Below are 20,927 nucleotides of genomic sequence, written 5' to 3'. Positions count from 1 at the left end.
CCGTTTACGACTGTGAGATAGGCTCGAGGATCACCAAGTGTCGCGCGGCGTCGAGTTCCGGCACCGCGAGGTGCACCACCTCTCGCACCTTAAAACCAGCACCGATAGCAGCAATTTCCTCTTCCGGGTACACACCCTTCATCGCGAGGAACACGCCCGTTGGCGCCAGTAAGTGACGAGAGCTTGCCAGCATATCAGGAATCGCCGCGAACGCGCGAGCGACGAGGGTATCGAATAACTGCGGCGGCTGATAGCGCTCGACCGCCGTGTGCACCGTCTCGACATTCGGTAGGCCGAGATCATGAATCGCCTGCGTGATGAAGCGCAGCTTTTTCGCGTTGCTATCGAGCAATACGAATTTAAGATCCGGCCGCGCCAACGCCAGCGGAATCCCCGGCAGGCCGGCGCCGGTGCCGACATCGAGCACCTGCGGCCCCCGTAGATACGGCGCTACCGACAAGCTATCGAGCAAATGTTTCGGCACCATTTGCTCGATATCGCGCACAGCGGTCAGGTTGTACGCCTGATTCCATTTTTCCAACAACTGCACGAATGCCAACAGTCGTTCCTGCGTCGACGGCGAAAGCTCGAGGCGCATCGCCTCCAGGCCTCGGCTCAAGAGCATAGCAAGCTTCATAGTCCTTTAAATCCTTCGGAGATTCGCGCGTCGCGCGCACAGGCATCGCATCTTACCGTATCGACGGCAAACCAAGACAACTGGGCGGGGGTTTGGAAAACCCCCCGCAAAGACGCGACGATCGCGCGTCTTTGCGGGGATTGAAGCGGGGATCAGCTAAACCAAACGATCATCGTTACGGTATACACCGACACCAACGCAATTACTCCGCCCCATATCTGCGGGCGCGTGCCGATCATACGATCAATACCGTAATAAGGACGAGCAATAGGTTTGGCGGCTTTGCGCGTCGAGACCCAGCGATTGGTGAATTTCGAGAGGCGCTTGAGCGTCTCGACGCGCATGAGCGCCAATCCGCCGATAACGATGCCGGCGAGGGCGCCGAGCAAAATCAGCATCAGCAACATAAGCCACATCACTTCCCATGCCGGCCGCGGCCAGCCGACGCGGGGAAACATTTGCATTAAGGTAAAGCCGCCATCGGCGGTACTCATGGAGGCGACGAACGCGCCCCAGCGGATAAAAATGTACACACCACCGATCAATAGCGCCGTGCCCAATATATGTGGGTAACGCAATATCGGCCCTTCGGCGTCGCGATATTTCTCCAACGATTTGGTCAATTGCCGGACCGAGAGTGGATGCGAGGCACGTAGCCCCAACCACTTGGTCATCGGCCGCGGCGCAACCATCAGCAACACGCCGGCAACCAGCGCCAACAGATTTCCGAGAACCAGAAGGATGACCAGCGCATGCATCATCGGCGAAGCGTCAGACATGGGGGTGCCTCCGGGGTACGGTTTTTCCTCAACGTTTAAGTGTAGCTCACGTCACACGGGACGCTGCCGAATAGGGGGGATTTTGCGAAAGTAGACGAAATAACGGCGGCGGCTGGCGCTTCCAAACCTACGAGCCGCTGTCAGGCGCGCTTGCGCTTCAAATGAATCAGCAGCAATGAGATGGCCGCCGGGGTAACGCCGGACAAGCGTGCGGCTTGGCCAAGCGTGGCCGGACGTTGTGCTGACAACTTTTGCTGCACCTCAATCGATAATCCGCGAACGTTTTGATAATCGAAGTCGGCCGGTAGCGGCGTTTCTTCGTGCCGCCGGTTGTGCTCGATTTCTTCGTGTTGCCGTTCGATGTAACCGGCGTACTTCGCTTGGATCTCGATTTGTTGCGCTACTTCCGAATCGTCGCTAGCGGGGCCGGCGCCATCGAGTTGCATGAGCGCGGCATAATTTACTTCCGGACGCGTTAACAATTCCGCGAGCGTAGCCTCACGCGTCAGCGGTTGTCCGAATACACGCGCGAACTCGTCCGGTGCCTTCGCCGTTCCGTCAAACTCCCGCGAGGGGAGAGGGGAGTTTTTATGACTGGGTCGCAACCAGGTTGTCCGCAATCGTTCTTGTTCACGCGCAATCGCATCGCGCTTGTCGTTGAAACGTTGCCAACGCGCATCGTCGACCAAACCGAGCTCGCGGCCGATCTCGGTCAAGCGCAAGTCGGCATTATCCTCGCGCAGCAACAATCGGTACTCAGCGCGCGACGTGAACATTCGATACGGCTCACTCGTGCCGCGTGTCGTCAAGTCGTCGATCAGCACGCCGATGTAAGCTTGATCGCGTCGCGGCCACCAGGCGGCAAGTTCTCGTATCTGGCGCGCCGCGTTCAGGCCGGCGATCAAACCTTGCGCACCCGCTTCCTCGTAACCGGTGGTGCCGTTAATTTGGCCGGCGAAGAACAATCCCGCGATCGCTTTGGTTTCCAGACTCGGTTGCAAATCACGCGGATCGAAGTAGTCGTACTCGATCGCATAACCCGGTCGCGTCAACACCGCGCGCTCGCAGCCTTTGATCGAACGTACCAACTCGCACTGCACGTCGAACGGCAAGCTCGTCGAAATTCCGTTCGGATAAATCTCGTGAGTCTCGAGGCCTTCCGGCTCGATGAAAATCTGATGCGAGGTTTTGTCGGCGAAACGCACGATCTTGTCTTCGACCGACGGACAGTAACGTGGGCCGACGCCTTCGATGACGCCGGCATACATCGGCGAACGATCGAGTGCACCGCGAATGATGTCATGCGTGCGTTCGTTGGTGTGGGTGATGTGGCAAGCGACCTGGCGCGGATGCTCGGCGACATTGCCCATGAACGAGAGCACCGGCAACGGATCGTCACCCGGTTGCGGCAACATCACCGAATAATCGAGCGTACGCCCGTCGATACGCGGCGGCGTGCCGGTCTTCAAGCGGCCGACACGTAAATCGAGATCGCGCAATCGCGCCGCCAATGCGTTCGACGGTGGGTCGCCGGCGCGGCCACCTTGGTAATTCGATAAACCGATGTGAATACGACCGCCGAGGAAAGTGCCGGTCGTGAGCACGACGGCGCGCGCGCGAATGACCACGCCCATTTGCGTCACCACGCCGACAACACGATTCTGTTCGACGATCAAATCGTCGACCGCTTGTTGGAACAACGTTAGGTTCGACTGGTTTTCGACCAGCGTCCGTACCGCCGCTTTATACAGCGCGCGGTCGGCCTGCGCCCGCGTCGCCCGCACCGCCGGACCCTTGCGCGCGTTTAGCACACGGAACTGAATACCGGCGCGGTCAGTGGCGCGCGCCATGACTCCGCCCAAGGCGTCGATCTCTTTGACCAAATGGCCTTTGCCAATGCCGCCGATCGCGGGGTTGCACGACATCTGGCCGATGGTCTCAATGTTCTGCGTCAGCAATAGCGTCTTCGCGCCGAGCCGGGCCGATGCCATGGCAGCTTCGGTGCCGGCGTGGCCGCCGCCGATGACGATGACGTCGTAGCTATCGGGGTGATTCATAAGAAGGATAAAGGACGTTGGGCACCGCATCATACCAATCCTCCCGGCCATCGGGAATTCGACGCGGGAGAGTCCGCCCCGTCGAATTATTGACGAACTATGCCCACGAACCGGGCGGCCTCTTCCCTCACCCCTTGCCCTCTCCCCCTGGCGGGGGAGAGGGAGAATCGGTTCGCTTCGCGGTCGATCGGCGACGGCACGGCCATTGCTAGACTAGCTTTATAAAGCCGTCCCGGCATCGGAGCGAACATGCAACCCAAACCCCGGACCACGGGCGCCGTCAGCTCGTCGCGCCTGCTAGAAAACGTGCTCGACGCCGTCGGCAACGTCATTCTTGGCAAGGAACAGCAGATCCGCCTGGGCCTAGCCTGCTTACTAGCGCGTGGTCATCTATTAATAGAAGACTTACCGGGTGTCGGCAAAACGACACTCGCGCATACCCTGGCCGGCGTACTCGGCTTTCAGTTCACCCGCATCCAGTTCACCGCCGACCTGTTACCGGCCGACATCCTCGGCGTGTCGGTGTTCGAAGCAAACGGCGGCGGTTTCGTGTTTCACCCGGGACCGATCTTCGCGCAACTGGTATTGGCCGATGAAATCAATCGGGCGACGCCGAAAACGCAAAGCGCGCTGCTTGAGGCCATGGAAGAACATCAGGTCAGCACCGAGGGCAAAACGCGCAAATTACCCGAACCGTTTTTCGTCATCGCTACACAAAACCCGCATCACTTGGTCGGTACGTTTCCGCTGCCGGAATCGCAGCTCGATCGGTTTTTGATGTGCGTCACCTTGGGCTTTCCCGATCGCACCGCCGAGCGCGCACTGCTGAAGGGCCGCGACCGGCGCGAAACGTTGCAATCGTTGCAGCCGGTACTCGACGCTGAGCAATTGGCGATGCTGCAGCGCGAGGCTATGCGCATCCATGCGTCCGAACCGTTGTTGGACTACTTGCAAAATTTGATCGACGTCACGCGTACGTCCGGCGACTTTGCCCAAGGCTTGAGCCCACGCGCGGCGTTGGCATGGTTGGCAGCGGCGCGCGCATGGGCACTGCTCGAAGGACGCGACATGGTATTGCCGGAAGATGTACAAGCGGTGGCGGTGCCAGTGGCGGCGCATCGATTGGCGCCAGCGAAAGAGGCGGCAGTGGGCCGTGTCGGCTTAGTGGAACAACTCATCAAGTCTGTACCCATCCCGTAAGAGTTGCCCATGGATACGCTCCCCGGCGAAGTCGTGCTGCAACGCCGTGGACTTTTCATGTTGCCAACGCGCTATGGCTGGATGTTCGCCGGCGTGTTGGTGGTGCTGCTGCTCGCGTCGATTAACTACAACAATTCACTCGCCTATGGACTGACGTTCTTACTCTCGGCCATTGCCGTCGTGTCGATGCTGCACACCGATCGCAATCTATTGCACCTGCAACTGCGCGCCGGCACCTGCATACCGGTGTTCGCTGGCGAGACGGCAATGTTCCGCATTCATTTGCTGAACCGTGGCGCACGCACGCGCTACGGCATTGCCTTAGTGCATAACAAGCGCGAATTCGCTTGCGTCGATGTTGCTGCCCACGCCACTGCTACCGCCGAGTTTTGGTTGCCGGCGCCGCAGCGGGGTTGGCTGTCGCTACCGCCGTTTTACGTAAAGACACAATTTCCGCTCGGCATTCTCTACTCGTGGTCGCGCCGGCTTGTGCTCGATGAACGCTGTCTGATTTATCCAAAGCCGTCGGAACCGTGGTCATGGCGAACCCCCAGTGAATCGGCGACCGATTCGCATCAACGTCCGACCGGCAGCGGCGATGATTTTTCCGGTGTGCGCGCTTATCGTCCCGGTGACTCGCCGCGGCAAATCGATTGGAAATCGGTTGCCCGCGGCAGCGGCTTGCTGACGAAAGAATTCAGTGGTGGTGTCGGTGAAACCGTGTGGCTCGATCTTGCCCAAGTGCCGGGGATCGACAACGAGATACGCTTGAGTCGCTTGTGTCGCGCCGTGCTCGACGCCGAGCAGGCGGGCGCACGCTATGGCCTACGGCTCGGCGCGACCACGTTCGCTCCCAGTTGCGGCGAAGCCCATCAGCACCGCTGCCTACAGGCGCTCGCGCTTTATGGCACAAGCTAAATCACCCGAGTTCAATCGACCGGCGCTGGCGTGGTTGCTGTTCACCGGCCTGCTCGCGACCGCTTGGCTGGCACGCGAGCTGCCGACATGGGTCAACTTACTATTCGTAACGACGGTGGCGTGGCGTTATTCGATCGAGCGCTTCCACGTTTTTCGTCCGAATCGATGGCTACGTTATTTGTTGCTGCTGGCGGTGCTGTACGCACTACTGCGCGAGTACGGCTCGATACTGGGTTATCGACCCGGTTTAGCGCTGCTAGTGGCGTTGATGGGCCTGAAGCTGCTCGAGCTGCGCGGCTTGCGCGACGCCATGCTCACGTTGTTTTTGTTTTACGTGGTTGTCCTCGGCGGCTTTCTGTTCGATCAAACGTTACCCGGCGCACTGTGGGCGATCGGCACGGTTACCACCAGCCTGGTTGCGTTGATCCGCTTGCAACACATGATGACGGCGCGCGTCGCTTTGGGGATGGCCGGTGAGCTGATGTTAAAAGCGTTGCCACTATTGCTTATTCTCTATGCACTGTTCCCACGCCTCGGTAGTACCTTGTGGGGTATGCCGACCGAAGTGCACGCCGGCCAAACCGGTATGTCGGAAGAGATGCGTCCGGGCTCGATCAATGCGCTCACGCAATCGAGTGAAATTGCGCTGCGAGTCGATTTTTTAACCGACACACCGCCGCCAACGCGTGAGCTGTATTGGCGCGGAATGGTGTTATGGGAAACCGACGGCCGCAGCTGGCGCCGCGGCACATCGACCGCGACACCGGAAAAAGTACGATCACTCGGCACACCGGTGCAATATCGAGTGACACAAGAACCAAGCAACAACGAGTGGCTGTATGCGCTCGATATGCCGATAGTCGCCAGCAAGGACGTCCGGCTGCGCGCGGGGCTGACGCTAATCAGCCTCGAGCCGATACGCGAACGCACGAGCTATACACTCACCTCGAGCACGCGCTACAGCACCGGCGAGTTGCGACCGCTGGAACAGCAGGCAGCGCTGCGCTTACCACGATTATCACCGCGCGTGCGTGCGTTCGCCGATGAGTTGCGCCGCCAATACCACGACCCGGCGGAGCTCGTGCGAGCGGTGTTGATGCATTTTCGTCGCGAAAATTTCGTGTACACGCTAGCACCGCCGTTACTCGGCAACGATCCGGTCGATCAATTTTTATTCGACACACGTCGCGGCTTTTGCGAACACTACGCCAGTGCATTCGCCACTCTGATGCGCGCCGTCGGGGTGCCGGCGCGCGTGGTGGTCGGTTATCAAGGGGGCGAACTAAACCCGGCGGGCAATTATTTAATCGTTCGTGAGTCGGACGCGCATGCCTGGACCGAGGTGTGGTTAGCCGAACGCGGCTGGGTACGGGTCGATCCGACCGCCGCGGTGGCACCGGAGCGGGTCGAGCTCGGGCTCGATGCAATTCGACGGTTGGAAGCGCAAGGACTGGTGCCGGGCGCCATGGGCAGTGCACTGTTAGCTAAAGCGCTCGAGCTACCTTGGTTCGAATACGTCGCCCGGCGGGTTCGTCTGTATTGGGACTACACCAACATCGCCTGGTATCGCTGGGTGATCGATTATCAAAAGGATCGACAAGAAAGTTTGTTGCGTCGACTCGGCTTTGAAACCATCGACTGGACGCAGGTAATGACGATACTTGGCGGAACCTGTCTTGCGGTGTTGCTCGGTTACGCTGCCTGGTCGCGACGCTTGCCGCCGCCGGATCGCGTGCAACGTATTTATCTGCGCTTCTGTCGCAAGCTAGCGCGTGCCGGTATCGCCCGCGCGGCGCATGAAGGACCGGCCGATTTTGCCGAGCGCGCCGGCGGCGTGCGCCCGGATCTTGGGCAAACGCTGAATGCGGTTACCGCGCGCTATTTGATGTTGCGCTACGGCAAGACCGCCGGTAACGACGACTTGCGGGAATTCAAACGCGCGGTAAACGAATTTCACGTCCGCTGACCGATGCAATGCATGTGATCCCGTAGAACCACCCACGCGTCCGAAAGCACCGGCCTCTTCACTCATCAACAAAAACATTTTGCGAAACGACCATTTGCATTAGCAAATGCGCTTCGCGTTGCGCATTGCTAACACAGCTCCCTCCTCATTATCGGCACATCCGCGCCGGTGATCGCGGCGTCGTGTTGCGTTAATGGGTTCTTCCTACCTTTTCAATACCCTTCAAATGGAAATTTTGAACCGCCATGGACGCGAAAAATTGTGTTGCTCGATTAGCTATCTGCGCTTTTGCGCTAACGCTTATTTCCTTCTGCCGGACCGTCGACGCGGCGGATGCCAACGGCTATTCGGCGGCGTATGAATGCCGCGCGGGCGGGCCGCAATGTAACGTCGACGTCGCGACCTACACCGCGCGTGCGTGCGATCAGATCCTCACGCCGAGTACCGGCCCTATCTACAACTGGAGCGCGCTATCGCCCGATCGCGATGTCAACGGCGACGGCTTTGTCGTGATTTGTTTGCAGCCCGGCGATTACACCGCGCGCGGGCCGCTGACCTTCGGCGGCAGCAATGGCGCCAGCACTAACCGCAAAGTTCTGCGTTGTGCGAAAACCGACGGCACGGCGTGCGACGACCCGTGGCGCGTGACCAGCGCCGACCGCGCGCGTCTTAAGCGGATCATCGTCCAAGCAAAAAATTATTGGATTCTGCACCGCCTGGCGGTCGACGGCGGTGGCATATCGGATAGCGCCGTCGCGTTCCGCGATCAGTCAAGCAATAACATCGTGAGCCGAATGCTGGTGGAAAACGCCGGCAGTGGATCGTGGGGCCTCATCGATTTCTCGGCGTGGGTGGGATCGATGACCCGAGCCAATACCGGTATCGGTAACACAGAAGTGGTCCCACAATTTAAAACAAGCCGATAAGTGAACTCACTTAAAATTTGTTTCAATTCACAGCGGTGTAGAAATACCATTCGCCGTCACTTTGAATCCAAACGATCTTACTCGTTTGAAGATCTTTAACGGGTGGTATGTTAGGCGGAAGTCCTTTAGCAGACATTTCAGGGAGAAAGTGACTGATGGGCGCCTCCCTCTCAAATTTCATTGATAAAACGACCTTCCCGTCAATTTCTTTTACGGATTCAATTTCATATTCCTTCAAGCGCCAGCCAATGTTGTATTTACTCATTGACGTGGTGTATTCGTCTTTAGACTTGATTTTCCTAAATTCCGGGGCGTGCATCGCGTATGCCTTCTCCCAGTCATTTTTTTGTTGTGCTGTGTAATATTCGACGACCCTTTCTTTGAGTCCCGGATATTTCACTAATCGAGCCTCAACGGTGCAAGAGGAAATTAAGCAGGCGCTTAGTAGTACCGCAATGGCGGTAATGGTGAATTTCAACATTTTATTTTTGGTTTGCCGACCGGGTTTGTGTTAATAATTGATTCCTAAAGGCCCATCAAATGTTAAATGTAGTCGCTGCCCAGACACGTGGACGTACCACTTACCATCAAGTTGAGCCCAACTGCTTTCGCTTTGCAGTTCTAGAGTTGTAATGGGCGGCGTATTCGGCGGAATATTTGAGCGTGCGAGTTCGTTGTAGAAATTATTCGGCGGCCCTTCCTGGTAAAAGGTCATGAATAAAACGACCTCGCCATTTTTTTCTTTCACCGCATTGATTTCATATCCTTTCAATTTCCATCCGGTAGTATCTCTACGCATTACAGCGATATACGTTTCCTTTGGCGTTTCTTTTTGAAAAGCCGGCGTGCGTAATACATATGATTGCTCCCAATCGTTACGCTGTTCTGCCGCATAATACTCGGCGACTCTTTCTTTAAGCCCCGGATACTTCGCTAATTTAGCTTCAACACTGCAAGACGAAATTAAGCAGACGCTTAGCAGCGCCGCGAGCACGACGGCGACCGATTTGAACATTTTAGTTTTACTCATTTGGAAAACATCCAACTAAACGAAAGCCAGTCTTTGACCTTCTGTGCAAAGTTCTCTGGGTTTTCTTCGTGCAAATAACCATTCCAATTCTCTTTTCCTTTACAAGAATCGTCACCGGGTTTCGGACCGTAAATATATTCGGTCACCATCACGAACCGGTTAAGGAATTTAATTTCGGGGGTTGGCCAAATGACACCTTTTTTAAGCTCCTTAGTGGTCCAGTCCATTTCCGTAGTTTCGACAAGTTTGTCATTGAGTCTGAAGTTCTTTTTTCGCACATCGAGTTTCACAAAGCACTTAGGCACATCGACATAAAAAATCCAATGATCCAGCAGTGTGGGCGGCATTCCACCGATTTTTAATAAATCCGTTTTCATTCCCCCCTGAATCACGCCGATGTCGAATCGTTCGCACCTGATAAAATCAGGCCGTAGGGGGCCGCTCAGACCAAACACACACGTGTATCGCGTTTCAAGATCGACAAAACTGATGGTAATGATTTCCTGCGGTCTTCCGGCAAAGAGCCGCCGACTTCCACCCACTTTATATTCGCTAATTAGGGCGTTCTTCAGCGTGTATTCCATAAACACGTCGGCGCCGTCGCCGCTGCCGGTCTTCGTTAAGCGCAGTACAACGGTCTTGCCGGTGCCGCAGCACGATTCTAAAAACAGTTTCGGCGTGGCGCTGTCCATCTTTTTGGTGATGATCAAGTCGACGATTCGCGCATTACTCGATTCGCGGTCGCCCTGCGTAGAACTGGCGGAAGTGATTTGACGGTGGGTGCCCCATTTCCAGGTTTCAACGTCGATCCACTCTTTGTGACCTTTGTCGGAGGATTCGCCTTTAATGCCTTCGTAGCTTAGGAATGCGGACACGGATCAACTCCCTTTAATTATTTGTTTAAGACGGCGACTTATGAACGGATCATGCGCCGCATTGTTTGAACGCAAGCGGGCGTATCCGAGGAAGTGCTGAGAGTGCGGGCTAGGTGGGGTAAGACAGTTTTAATGCGGCGTACCATGACTTCCTCCCTGATAGCCGATTTTTTGTTACGTTAGCGCAATTCTACCTGCGAACTTTTCGCACGGCCTTGCAAGCAGCGCCCGATCATCCGGCGAAATGCGCCGACGTTCTAAACCTCATCCGGTGTTCACCAATACGTGAACTTCGGTTAGGTAAATGGCACTGCCATCGTATTTTCTGATGCGGGAACTGTGTTACGCAAGGACTAATAAAGTGCGTCGACACCACTTTCGGCGGCTACCGTGATGCTGGCATTTGTGCATCGAACTAATTACGCATGGCGGCTATTTGCTACGGCCGGCAAAGGAAATGCCCTGTCGTCAGACGACGGGGCATAAATCAGGCGCTACTTCAATAATCATGCAGATGCTGGCGGTGCGCTGCTCTTTCAGTCGCGACAATAGTGAATAATGTCGATCGCTAGGTCGCCTTCGTCCGTCGGCGACGCGGATTGCGTCATATAGGCAGCGCCGCCGTCACTGTTCATCGTAATTATGACTTCCGCGTCGTCATCTAACTTTTCTACCAGGATTTTCAACTCACGTACTTTCACATTAATTCCTCTACGCGTCGGCGTCTTAAAAAGCCCCGCCATTATAGACGGTGCCAAGGACCGCCGGGGTGTGTTACTTCGATTTACTTTTTGCGGTCGCCGCCGCCGATTGCTTGATGGATGCTGGCGATGGCGGTAACAACATCGATAAAAATACAAAATGTCTTGTTATCGGCTGATTGAATAATCTCGACGCGCTTCCGCGTTACATCCGAATATCACTACTTGCCGATGCAGAAACTGGAAAAAATTCGGCCGAGTAAGTCATCACTGGTAAATTCGCCGGTGATCTCGCCAAGCGCTTGTTGCGCTTGCCGTAGCTCTTCGGCGAGAAGCTCGCCGGCGCGCGCCTCGGTCAGCGCGGTGCGGCCTTGAGTAACATGAACTAAGGCGCGTTCAACCGCGTCGAGATGTCGGCGGCGGGCGATGAATGTGCCCTCGCCGGCACTTTGGTAGCCCATGACCGCCTTGAGATGTGCACGTAGCGTATCGAGGCCGGCGCCGGTTTTTGTCGACAACGCAATCTCGCTGCCGGTGGACGCTTCAACGACGCCGGCGGCTCGATGCGAAAGGTCGATCTTATTGCGGATGAGTGTGCGTGGAATGTGCGGTGGCAATCGTTGTTGCGCTTCGTCGAGCGCTTTTGTGTCGCCGGCAGCATCGTCGACCAACAATAAAATACGATCGGCACGTTCCATTTGTGCGCGTGCCCGGCGGATACCTTCGTTTTCGATTTCATCGTCGGTTGCGCGCAACCCGGCGGTGTCGACGACATGCAGCGGCATACCGTCGATATGAATGCGTTCGCGCAGCACGTCGCGCGTAGTGCCGGGGATGGAGCTGACGATCGCCGTTTCCTGTTCCGCCAATGCATTTAGCAATGACGATTTGCCGGCATTTGGCGCTCCGGCAAGCACCACTGTCATACCGTCATGCAGTAATGTCCCTTGTTGTGTTGCCTGCAGCAGCTCGGTCAAGCCGTCTTCGACCATTATCAGCTCGGCGACGATGCGCGCGTCGGCGAGAAAATCGATCTCTTCTTCGGGAAAATCGATCGCCGCCTCGACATACATGCGCAACCGAGTGAGTTGCTCGACGCGCGCGCGCACGCGGCGCGAAAACTCGCCTTGAAGTGAACGCAATGCGGCGCGGGCCGCGGTTTCCGAACCGGCACTGATCAGATCGGCGACCGCCTCCGCTTGTGCCAAGTCCATCTTGCCGTTGAGAAATGCGCGTTCGGAAAATTCGCCCGGCCGTGCCAGTCGTGCGCCCAGTACCAGCAATCGCTGGAGCAACATATCGACGACCACCGGCGCGCCGTGAGCATGAAGCTCGAGGACGTCTTCACCGGTGAACGAATGCGGCGCTGGGAAAAACAGCGCTAGCCCTTGGTCGAGTACAACGCCGTCGGCGCCGCGAAACGATCGGGTGAGTGCTTGCCGCGGCGGTGGCAATTCGTTGAGCAAGGATTGCGTGAGCGTACGCGTCGCCGGGCCGGAGACGCGTACCACCGCGATTCCACCGAACCCCGGCGGAGTGGCCAGGGCGACGATGGTTGCGGTGGCGCTCACACGAGTTGCGTCAGCTGTTCTTGGCGCCGATCACGGAGTTGATGCGCCACTGCTGCAAGATCGATAGAAGATTGTTCACCGCCCAGTACAGCACTAAGCCGGCGGGGAAGAACAAGAACATCGCCGTGAACGCAATCGGCATGATCATGAAGACGCGGCGCTGCATGGCGTCGGGCGGTTGCGGATTGAGCAACTGCTGCGCATACATAGTGATGCCCATGAGAATCGGCAACACAAAATACGGGTCCGGACTCGATAGATCGCGCACCCATAACACGAACGGCGCGTGTCGCATCTCGACGCTTTCGAGCAGTACCCAATAGAGCGCAAGGAACACCGGGATCTGAATCACGATGGGCAAACAACCACCGAGCGGATTGATCTTCTCGGTCTTATAAAGCTCCATCATCGCCTGACTGTATTTCTGACGATCGTCGCCGTGACGCTCCTTCAGGCTCTGCATCTTCGGCTGCAGTTTCTTCATCTGCGCCATCGATTTGTAGCTTGTCGCCGATAGCGGATAGAACGCGAGCTTGATCGTTATCGTCAGCAAAATGATCGACCAACCCCAATTGCCGATCCAGTGATGAATCCACTTGAGCAACCAGAAAAGCGGCGCCGAGATGATCGTTAACCAACCGTAATCCACGGTGAGCTGAAGGCCGGGTGCGACATCCTTCAGCTGATCCTGCGCTTTTGGACCCACATAAAGACGGGCGTGTAACTTGCCGGTCTGGCCGGGTGCGACTTGGGTCGGTGTGAGATTCTTTAAGCCGATGGCATGGTTCTGATTCGGCAGTACCGCGCTGTAGAGCTCATTGCGATCGGTCGGTCCGGCAATCCAAGCGCCGACGAAATAATGCTGCAGCATTGCGACCCAGCCGTCGATGGATTCGCGCTTCAGCGGTTTGGACGCCATGTCGGCGAACGGAATTTTCTGATACTTGTTCTCGGGCGTGTAGATCGCACCGCCGACGTAAATCGGCAACGAGAACATTCCCCGTTGATCCACATGGGCGCGCTCGAACTGGCCATAGAAGAAACCAGCCCATTCTTTCTTGGTCGTGTTATGGACGACGAACTCAACATCGACGACATAACTTCCGCGGTGGAACACATAACCCTTGCTGTACTGCACGCCGTCAGCGCCGCGCCATGACAACGGCACGCGTAACTCATTTTGATCCGCCGCGAGTGTGTAATTGGTAGCTTCAGCGGTGAACGACGTCTTATGGGTCGGATAGTCCTCGCTGCGGCCAATCAATCCAGATTGGGCGATGAACATTTCCTGCGACGGCGTTTCTTGCAATAGCGCAAACGGTTCGTGGGGCTTATCGACCGATACCGGATGCTTTAGCAACAAAAGCTGGCGTAGATCACCGCCGTGAGTATCGATCTCTGCCCGAACCATGTCGGTGACAACTTCGATCCGTTGGCCGTGCAACAACTCTTCTACCTTGGGTGCAGCAGCAGCGGGTGCAGCGGCCGTGGTCGGCGCGCTAGGAATAGTGGCATCGGAAACGCTGGTCGCGGTCGACGTGGCGACCGGTGGAGCTGACGGATGTTCTTGTTGCCAGGCCTGCCAAAGCAATCCCAAGATAACAGCCAGTGCGAGAAATAGAGCGAGACGGAAATTATCCATAGTTTGGTGTCGATTGTTTGGGCGGCGGAACAGGGTCGAGGCCGCCGGAGTGTCCGGGATGGCAGCGCGCTAAGCGCCACAGGGTATATCCGCTGCCGCGCAACGCGCCATGAGTGTCGATGGCTTCAATGGCGTATGCCGAGCACGTCGGATGAAAACGGCAATGGCGGCCGAGCAATGGGCTCAGCAAGTAACGGTAAAGCTTAATAAGCCCGATCAAGAAGCGGCGCATCTGCGTATTAACCGTTGCCAGTGGGAATGTAGGGAGCGCGCAAGCTCAACGTTAGCGGTAGCCGCTGCCGCCGTTTGCGCAACGACGACGATATCAAAACGCGGGAGTACCTGTTGATGTAAACGGAAGGATTCCTTGATCTGGCGTTTGATCCGATTGCGCGTTACCGCCTTGGTGGAGACTCGCCGAGAAACGGCTACACCGATGCGAGGTCCGTTGTCGTTGGGTGCGGCGGTAACGATAAAAAGCGCATCACGGCCTTTGAAACCGTTGCGCGCGGTCGCCTGGAATTCTACCGATCGGCGCAGTCGGCGGCTGCGCGGCAGGCCCAACGCGGGCGCTGCGGGCGCGCGCCGCAAACGACTAGGCGCTCAGTCGAGCGCGGCCCTTGGCGCGACGCCTGTTGATAACGTTGCGGCCACCGGCAGTGCGCATGCGGGCGCGGAAGCCGTGGGTACGCTTGCGTTTGCGGACGCTGGGTTGATAAGTGCGTTGCATGGTCGTGTTCTCTCAGTTGTGGGGCACAGCCGATGTGCCACCCCTTTTAGGGCGGGCAACGTTACTTGGATCGCGACATCCTTGTCAACCAAAACGGTGTGAAAATCGTCGCAATATCAGCGACACGATGCGCGTTCATTTTGACGCGCTCAACCGCTCTGGAACGCCTTGGCGTTACCCGCTAGACTGCCGTCCCCTCCCCGTTCGTACTCATCTCGTGAGCGCAGTGACTACACAGACGACCGTATGGGACAAATGCCTCGAGCGACTTGAAGAGGAATTGTCCCCGCAACAATTTAATACGTGGATACGGCCGCTTCAGCCAGTGTATGAAGGCGACGGTGTACGTCTGCTCGCGCCCAATCGATTTGTCATGGAATGGGTGCGGGAACGGTTTGTGGTCCGCATTGGCGAACTGGTAGCGGAATACAGCAATATCGCCGAACCCAAAGTCTTAATTGAGGTCGGTAGTAGTCAAATTCGCCGGTCGAGCGATGCGAGCAGCGTTAGTAACAATGCTCCCCGTATCGCCAATGAAGACAACAAGCGACGCGGCCCAGCGCTCGGGCGTCTCAACACTGACTTCACCTTCGAAAGTCACGTTGAGGGTAAGTCGAACCAAGTAGCTCGAGCCGCGGCCAAACAAGTGGGCGAAAACCCTGGTGGCGCCTACAACCCACTTTTTATTTATGGCGGTGTGGGGTTAGGAAAAACCCACCTGATGCAGGCAGCCGGCAATTTAGTGCTGCAACGAAACCCCGATGCCAATATCGCCTACGTGCATTCCGAGCGGTTTGTGGCCGATATGGTCAAAGCGCTACAGCATAATTCCATCAACGAGTTCAAACGAACCTATCGCAACCTCGACGCGCTGTTGATTGACGACATTCAATTTTTCGTTGGCAAAGAACGTTCGCAGGAAGAATTTTTCCATACTTTCAATGCCTTAGTTGAGGCCAAGCACCAAATCATCATCACATCTGATCGCTTTCCCCGAGAACTTACGGGGGTCGAAGAACGACTAATTTCTCGATTCGGATCCGGCCTAACGGTTTCTATTGAGCCGCCAGAACTGGAAACGCGAGTTGCGATCCTCATCAACAAAGCAAAGCAAGAAGGTATTGAGCTCACAGAAGAGGTGGCTTTTTTTATCGCCAAGCGGGTGCGGTCAAACGTGCGCGAGCTTGAGGGCGCCTTACGGCGCGTATTGGCGAGCGCCTTCTTTATGGGCCGGCCGGTCGATATCGAGCTTGCTAGCGATAGCCTGAAGGACCTTCTTAGTTTCCAAGAACGTCTTGTTACGATTAATAATATTCAGAAAACGGTCGCTGAGTACTTCAAGATTCGCATCGCCGATCTGCACGCTAAGGATCGGTCGCGGCAAGTCGCTCGGCCGCGGCAGGTTGCTATGGCGTTAGCAAAGGAGCTAACCGATCACAGTTTGCCGGAGATTGGCGAGGCATTTGGGGGTCGTGATCACACTACCGTGTTGCACGCTTGCCGCAAGATTGAAGAGCTGGCGTCCAAAGATCCGCGTGTGCATGAGGATTACAATAATTTGCTGCGGATACTTACGACATAAGCTGTGGATGAGTTGTGGATAGATTTTTATCGGTTTTCATCTGTGGAGAAAGCCGGGTTATGATCACAGGATATAGGACGTTATACACAGACTCAGCGTGTTTTATCTACAGCAGAAATTTGGAAATACGCCGAGTGTCGAGCCCGATTGTCGAACTTATCAACAGATTTGCCGGCCTTAATAGTAACCACTATTAACTTATCTACTTAACTTAATTACTTTTAACAAATCGACAATTCGCGATCACTATGCAAATTCAACTTCAACGGGAAAATCTGTTAAAGCCAGTTTCAGTAGTTGCTGGCGTTGTTGAGCGACGACAAACACTACCGATCCTTTCCTACATTCTTTTCCGAGTTGAAGACGGGAAAATAACGCTGACAGGAACAGACCTGGAAGTGGAAGTTGTTGCTACGGCGGAAGGAAAAGTTGAAGGAGCTGGTGAATTCACGGTACCGGCTAGAAAGTTGTTCGATATTTGCCGTGCTCTACCGGAAGGTGCGGTTATTACTCTCTTGAAAAACGGTGAAAAAATCGCACTGAAGGCGGGAAAAAGCCGATTCAGCCTCTCTACCCTACCGCCCACCGATTTCCCCGTGATCGCTAGCGGCGCCTTTGAGCAAGCACTCACTATTAGTCAATCGGCACTAAAAAATGTGCTAGACCGCGCCTCTTTTTGTATGGCGCAACAAGACGTCCGTTATTACCTCAATGGCCTCTTTTTGGAGATTTCTGGAAAACGATTGCGCGCGGTCGCAACGGACGGACATCGGATGGCAATGACCGATATTGAGTCGCCTTCAGACCTTTCTAGCGGTGTCGATATTATCGTTCCGCGGAAAGGTATACAGGAAATTGCTCGGTTACTTACTAATTCTGACGAGAACGTTCGCGTCGACATTGGCGCTAACCATATACGGCTAACATTCTCCGATCTCATTTTTACGTCGAAGCTGATTGACGGGCGGTTCCCGGATTACACCAAAGTCATTCCCGCAAACCAAAATAAGTCTATTAAATTGGATCGCCATGCATTTCGGGAAGCCCTCAGCCGCGTTTCGATCTTGGCAAACGAAAAGTATCGAGGGGTTCGATTAAGTTTAGAAACTGGGCGCTTGAGCATCAGTGCTCATAACCCGGAGCAGGAGGAGGCCCTTGAGGAACTCGAAACCACTTACAGCGGAGAATCGTTGGAGATTGGTTTCAATGTTAATTATCTCATCGAGGCTGCTAGCGCGATCAGCTCTCCAGAGATCATCTTGGGGCTAAACGACCCCAACAGCAGCTGTACGCTTCGAGCGATAGACAACGAAAATACCCGATACATCGTTATGCCGATGCGCTTGTAATAGCTGTTCCACGTGGAACCGGATTTACTAGTTCCACGTGGAACAGCGCTAACGGCGCCCGCATGGTTTAAAAGCATTAATCCCAGCAGTTTCTATTAACCCTAACTGGTACAATACGAACCGCATGGATCCAGCTACCCCTCAAAACGCTCCTACTTACGATTCCAGCAGCATTCAAGTCCTCAAAGGGCTAGACGCTGTTCGTAAGCGGCCAGGAATGTACATTGGTGATACCGATGACGGCAGTGGGTTACACCACATGGTTTTTGAGGCGGTCGATAACTCGATCGACGAAGCATTAGCGGGTTATTGCACGGATACCAAAATCACCATCCATTCGGATGGTGCGATCACCGTCTCAGACAACGGTCGTGGCATTCCTACCGGAATTATCCCGGAAGAGGGGCGATCGGCCGCTGAAGTGATCATGACGGTGCTACATGCCGGCGGAAAATTCGACCAAAACTCATATAAGGTTTCTGGCGGCCTACATGGCGTCGGCATCTCGGTCGTCAATGCGCTTTCCGACGTCTTGGAGCTGACAATACGCAGGGAAGGGAAGATTCACCATCAGACCTATTTGCTTGGTGAGCCTAAGGCTCCTCTCGCTGTTGTCGGCGAAACCCTCGAAACAGGGACCGACGTTCGGTTTAAGCCGAGCTCACAGATCTTCACGAATATCGTGTTTCAGTACGATATTCTTGCAAAGCGATTAAGAGAGCTTTCGTTTCTCAATCCAGGTGTCCGCATAACCCTGCGAGACGAACGCACGGCAAAAGAAGATATTTTCGAATACAAAGGTGGCATTGCCGCCTTTGTCGAGCACCTAAACCGCAGCAAAACCACATTGCATCCGAAGCCGATCCATATCTCCGCCGAACGCGGACGGACGACGGTTGAGCTCAGCATGCAATGGAACGACTCATACCAGGAAACGATTTTTTGCTACACGAATAACATCCCCCAGCGCGATGGTGGAACACACCTCGCGGGTTTGCGCGCGGCGATGACGCGCACGCTCAATCAATATATCGAGAACTCCGGTGTCTCGAAGAAAGAGAAGATCGCCACTACCGGAGATGATGCTCGCGAAGGCCTTACGGCGGTGTTGTCGGTTAAGGTTCCAGATCCTAAGTTCTCGTCGCAGACCAAAGACAAGCTCGTATCGTCCGAAGTGAAGGGCATCGTTGAATCGGTCGTTAACGAGAAATTAGAAGAGTTTTTACTCGAGAATCCAACGGAAGCCCGCGCTATTGCGCTGAAGATTATCGAAGCGGCGCGCGCCCGCGAGGCGGCTCGTAAAGCTCGCGAAATGACGCGGCGTAAGGGCGCCCTCGATCTGGCTGGGTTACCCGGTAAATTGGCCGACTGTCAGGAACGTGATCCGGCGTTATGCGAGCTCTACATCGTCGAGGGCGATTCCGCCGGTGGGTCTGCCAAACAAGCGCGCGACCGGCGCTTTCAGGCGGTGCTTCCGCTCAAAGGTAAAATCCTCAATGTCGAGCGGGCGCGCTTTGATCGGATGTTGTCATCCCAAGAAGTGGCGACCCTGATTACGGCGCTCGGTACTGGCATTGGTGCTAATGATTTCAATATCAGCAAGTTGCGTTATCACCGTATCATCATCATGACGGACGCTGATGTCGACGGATCGCATATCCGTACTTTGTTGTTGACGTTCTTTTTCCGGCAGATGGGCGACCTGATAACCCGTGGCCACATCTACATCGCGCAGCCGCCACTCTACAAAATCAAGCAAGGTAAACAGGAACGCTATCTCAAAGATGATGCGGAACTCCAGGAACATCTACTGACAGCTGCCCTTGACGACGCAGCCTTGGTGTTAAAAGGTGACCGAACCCTAGTTGGCAGCGAGCTTGCCGAGCTCTCGCGCCGTTATCTTGCGATGCAAGAAAGTATCCGTCGCCTGTCACGTCGTTACGACGCTAAGATTCTGCAAAAGCTGGGTTATCTGCCAACGGTCGATGCAGCCATGGCTAAAGATGCTGAGCAAATGCGTCGGTTCGTGGTGGAGTTGCAAGATCGTGTTAACAACGATCCTAGTGGCGCTTTACGATTTGAGACCAGCCTTACTCTAAATAGCCGTACGCAGCTTCACGAAGTCCAGGTCAATCGATACGAGCACGGCAGCATTACCCAATCGAAAATTGATATGGAATTTTTCAGTACGTCGGACTACGCCGCAATTCGCTCGCTAGGCGAGACTTTAGGTCAATATTTCAGCAGCGAAGTCAGCGTACAGCGGGGCGAGCGCAGTGAAATCGTTACCGGGTTCGATTCGGCGCTCGAATGGTTAATGGCTGAGGCACGGCGGGGTCAAACCATACAGCGTTATAAGGGTCTCGGCGAAATGAACCCCGATCAGCTGTGGGAAACAACCATGGATCCACAGGTCCGCCGTTTGCTAAAGGTGAACGCCGACGACGATGTTGCTGCCGGCGAAATCTTCAGTATGTTAATGGGTGATCAGGTGGAACCGCGGCGCGAATTCATTGAGAAGAACGCGCTGCTAGTTAGTAATCTCGACGTGTAAAACGTCGGCTTAGTGCAGCGTCCGCGGTACGCTGAGCGTGAATGCCGGTATCTCGGCATCAAAACGAGTACCGTCGTCCGCTTCCATCTGATAACTGCCGTGCATAACACCGACCGGTGTTTCAAGGATGGTCCCGCTGGTGTACTCGAAGCTCATTCCTGGCACGAGATAGGGCTGCTCGCCAACGACACCCTCCCCTCGAACTTCTTGGGTCTTATCATTTGCATCAGTAATAACCCAGTGTCGTGTCAGCAGCCGAGCTGGCACAGCGCCTGAATTAGTAATAGTCACGGTATAAGCAAAAACGTAACGGTTACTGTCGGGTGCAGACTGGGACGGGACATAAGACGTCTTAACCGTCACTTCGATGGCATGTTTCAGGGAGTCAGTCATAGAGAGGGAACGTACGT

General features: G+C 55.4%; 20 protein-coding genes. 7 read left to right on the top strand and 13 right to left on the bottom strand.

Features of this window, described 5'->3' with window-relative positions; genetic code table 11:
* Nucleotides 1-4: 4 nt before the first annotated feature.
* From rsmG to mnmG, 3 genes are all read right to left on the bottom strand, one after another.
* Nucleotides 5-637, bottom strand: coding sequence for a 16S rRNA (guanine(527)-N(7))-methyltransferase RsmG (gene rsmG, locus HY308_04620; GenBank protein MBI3897565.1), 633 nt, complete (start codon nt 635-637; stop codon nt 5-7).
* Between the two features lie 152 nt (nt 638-789).
* Nucleotides 790-1,416: a hypothetical protein gene (locus tag HY308_04615; GenBank protein MBI3897564.1), complete on the bottom strand. Its 627-nt coding sequence runs from the start codon at nt 1,414-1,416 to the stop codon at nt 790-792.
* Nucleotides 1,417-1,556: 140 nt separating this feature from the next.
* A complete protein-coding gene (gene mnmG / locus HY308_04610) occupies nt 1,557-3,473 on the bottom strand; it encodes a tRNA uridine-5-carboxymethylaminomethyl(34) synthesis enzyme MnmG (GenBank protein ID MBI3897563.1) in 1,917 nt (638 codons plus the stop codon).
* A 249-nt stretch (nt 3,474-3,722) separates the two neighbouring features.
* On the opposite strand from mnmG, the gene HY308_04605 reads away from it, so the two are divergent.
* From HY308_04605 to HY308_04590, 4 genes are all read left to right on the top strand, one after another.
* Nucleotides 3,723-4,673 carry an AAA family ATPase gene (locus HY308_04605; protein MBI3897562.1) on the top strand — a complete coding sequence of 317 codons (951 nt, stop codon included), beginning with the start codon at nt 3,723-3,725 and terminating at the stop codon, nt 4,671-4,673.
* A 9-nt stretch (nt 4,674-4,682) separates the two neighbouring features.
* A complete protein-coding gene (locus tag HY308_04600) occupies nt 4,683-5,591 on the top strand; it encodes a DUF58 domain-containing protein (protein MBI3897561.1) in 909 nt (302 codons plus the stop codon).
* Entirely contained in the window at nt 5,578-7,557 is a 1,980-nt protein-coding gene (locus HY308_04595) for a DUF3488 domain-containing transglutaminase family protein (GenBank protein MBI3897560.1), read from the top strand. Before HY308_04600 ends, HY308_04595 begins: the two co-directional genes overlap by 14 nt.
* A gap of 245 nt (nt 7,558-7,802) precedes the next feature.
* Complete coding sequence (locus tag HY308_04590; GenBank protein MBI3897559.1) at nt 7,803-8,483, top strand: hypothetical protein; 681 nt, start codon at nt 7,803-7,805, stop codon at nt 8,481-8,483.
* A gap of 22 nt (nt 8,484-8,505) precedes the next feature.
* Here the strand turns inward: HY308_04590 and HY308_04585 are convergent, their stop codons facing one another.
* From HY308_04585 to rpmH, 9 genes are all read right to left on the bottom strand, one after another.
* Entirely contained in the window at nt 8,506-8,964 is a 459-nt protein-coding gene (locus HY308_04585) for a hypothetical protein (GenBank protein ID MBI3897558.1), read from the bottom strand.
* A gap of 30 nt (nt 8,965-8,994) precedes the next feature.
* Nucleotides 8,995-9,513, bottom strand: coding sequence for a hypothetical protein (locus tag HY308_04580; protein MBI3897557.1), 519 nt, complete (start codon nt 9,511-9,513; stop codon nt 8,995-8,997).
* Complete coding sequence (locus HY308_04575) at nt 9,510-10,388, bottom strand: type VI secretion system tube protein Hcp (protein MBI3897556.1); 879 nt, start codon at nt 10,386-10,388, stop codon at nt 9,510-9,512. Before HY308_04575 ends, HY308_04580 begins: the two co-directional genes overlap by 4 nt.
* 536 nt (nt 10,389-10,924) lie before the next feature.
* Entirely contained in the window at nt 10,925-11,089 is a 165-nt protein-coding gene (locus HY308_04570) for a hypothetical protein (GenBank protein MBI3897555.1), read from the bottom strand.
* Between the two features lie 221 nt (nt 11,090-11,310).
* Entirely contained in the window at nt 11,311-12,660 is a 1,350-nt protein-coding gene (gene mnmE, locus HY308_04565) for a tRNA uridine-5-carboxymethylaminomethyl(34) synthesis GTPase MnmE (protein ID MBI3897554.1), read from the bottom strand.
* Between the two features lie 10 nt (nt 12,661-12,670).
* A complete protein-coding gene (gene yidC / locus HY308_04560; protein ID MBI3897553.1) occupies nt 12,671-14,302 on the bottom strand; it encodes a membrane protein insertase YidC in 1,632 nt (543 codons plus the stop codon).
* A complete protein-coding gene (gene yidD, locus HY308_04555) occupies nt 14,295-14,534 on the bottom strand; it encodes a membrane protein insertion efficiency factor YidD (protein MBI3897552.1) in 240 nt (79 codons plus the stop codon). The genes yidC and yidD overlap by 8 nt, the downstream gene beginning before the upstream one ends.
* Nucleotides 14,519-14,893 carry a ribonuclease P protein component gene (gene rnpA / locus HY308_04550; protein MBI3897551.1) on the bottom strand — a complete coding sequence of 125 codons (375 nt, stop codon included), beginning with the start codon at nt 14,891-14,893 and terminating at the stop codon, nt 14,519-14,521. Before rnpA ends, yidD begins: the two co-directional genes overlap by 16 nt.
* A 4-nt stretch (nt 14,894-14,897) precedes the next feature.
* Nucleotides 14,898-15,032 carry a 50S ribosomal protein L34 gene (gene rpmH, locus HY308_04545; GenBank protein MBI3897550.1) on the bottom strand — a complete coding sequence of 45 codons (135 nt, stop codon included), beginning with the start codon at nt 15,030-15,032 and terminating at the stop codon, nt 14,898-14,900.
* A gap of 127 nt (nt 15,033-15,159) precedes the next feature.
* Here rpmH and dnaA point away from each other — a divergent pair, with 127 nt between their 5' ends.
* The 3 genes from dnaA to gyrB all read left to right on the top strand — a co-directional run bounded on the left by dnaA (nt 15,160) and on the right by gyrB (nt 20,517).
* Entirely contained in the window at nt 15,160-16,614 is a 1,455-nt protein-coding gene (dnaA, locus tag HY308_04540; GenBank protein MBI3897549.1) for a chromosomal replication initiator protein DnaA, read from the top strand.
* 248 nt (nt 16,615-16,862) lie between these two features.
* Nucleotides 16,863-17,963 carry a DNA polymerase III subunit beta gene (dnaN, locus tag HY308_04535; protein ID MBI3897548.1) on the top strand — a complete coding sequence of 367 codons (1,101 nt, stop codon included), beginning with the start codon at nt 16,863-16,865 and terminating at the stop codon, nt 17,961-17,963.
* 124 nt (nt 17,964-18,087) lie between these two features.
* Nucleotides 18,088-20,517: a DNA topoisomerase (ATP-hydrolyzing) subunit B gene (gyrB, locus tag HY308_04530; protein ID MBI3897547.1), complete on the top strand. Its 2,430-nt coding sequence runs from the start codon at nt 18,088-18,090 to the stop codon at nt 20,515-20,517.
* 9 nt (nt 20,518-20,526) lie between these two features.
* Here the strand turns inward: gyrB and apaG are convergent, their stop codons facing one another.
* Entirely contained in the window at nt 20,527-20,910 is a 384-nt protein-coding gene (gene apaG / locus HY308_04525; protein ID MBI3897546.1) for a Co2+/Mg2+ efflux protein ApaG, read from the bottom strand.
* Between the last annotated feature and the right edge of the window lie 17 nt (nt 20,911-20,927).

The organism is Gammaproteobacteria bacterium, assembly GCA_016199745.1.
GTDB lineage: Bacteria > Pseudomonadota > Gammaproteobacteria > Acidiferrobacterales > Sulfurifustaceae > JACQFZ01.
This window is presented reverse-complemented; position numbering and strand designations above follow the sequence as displayed.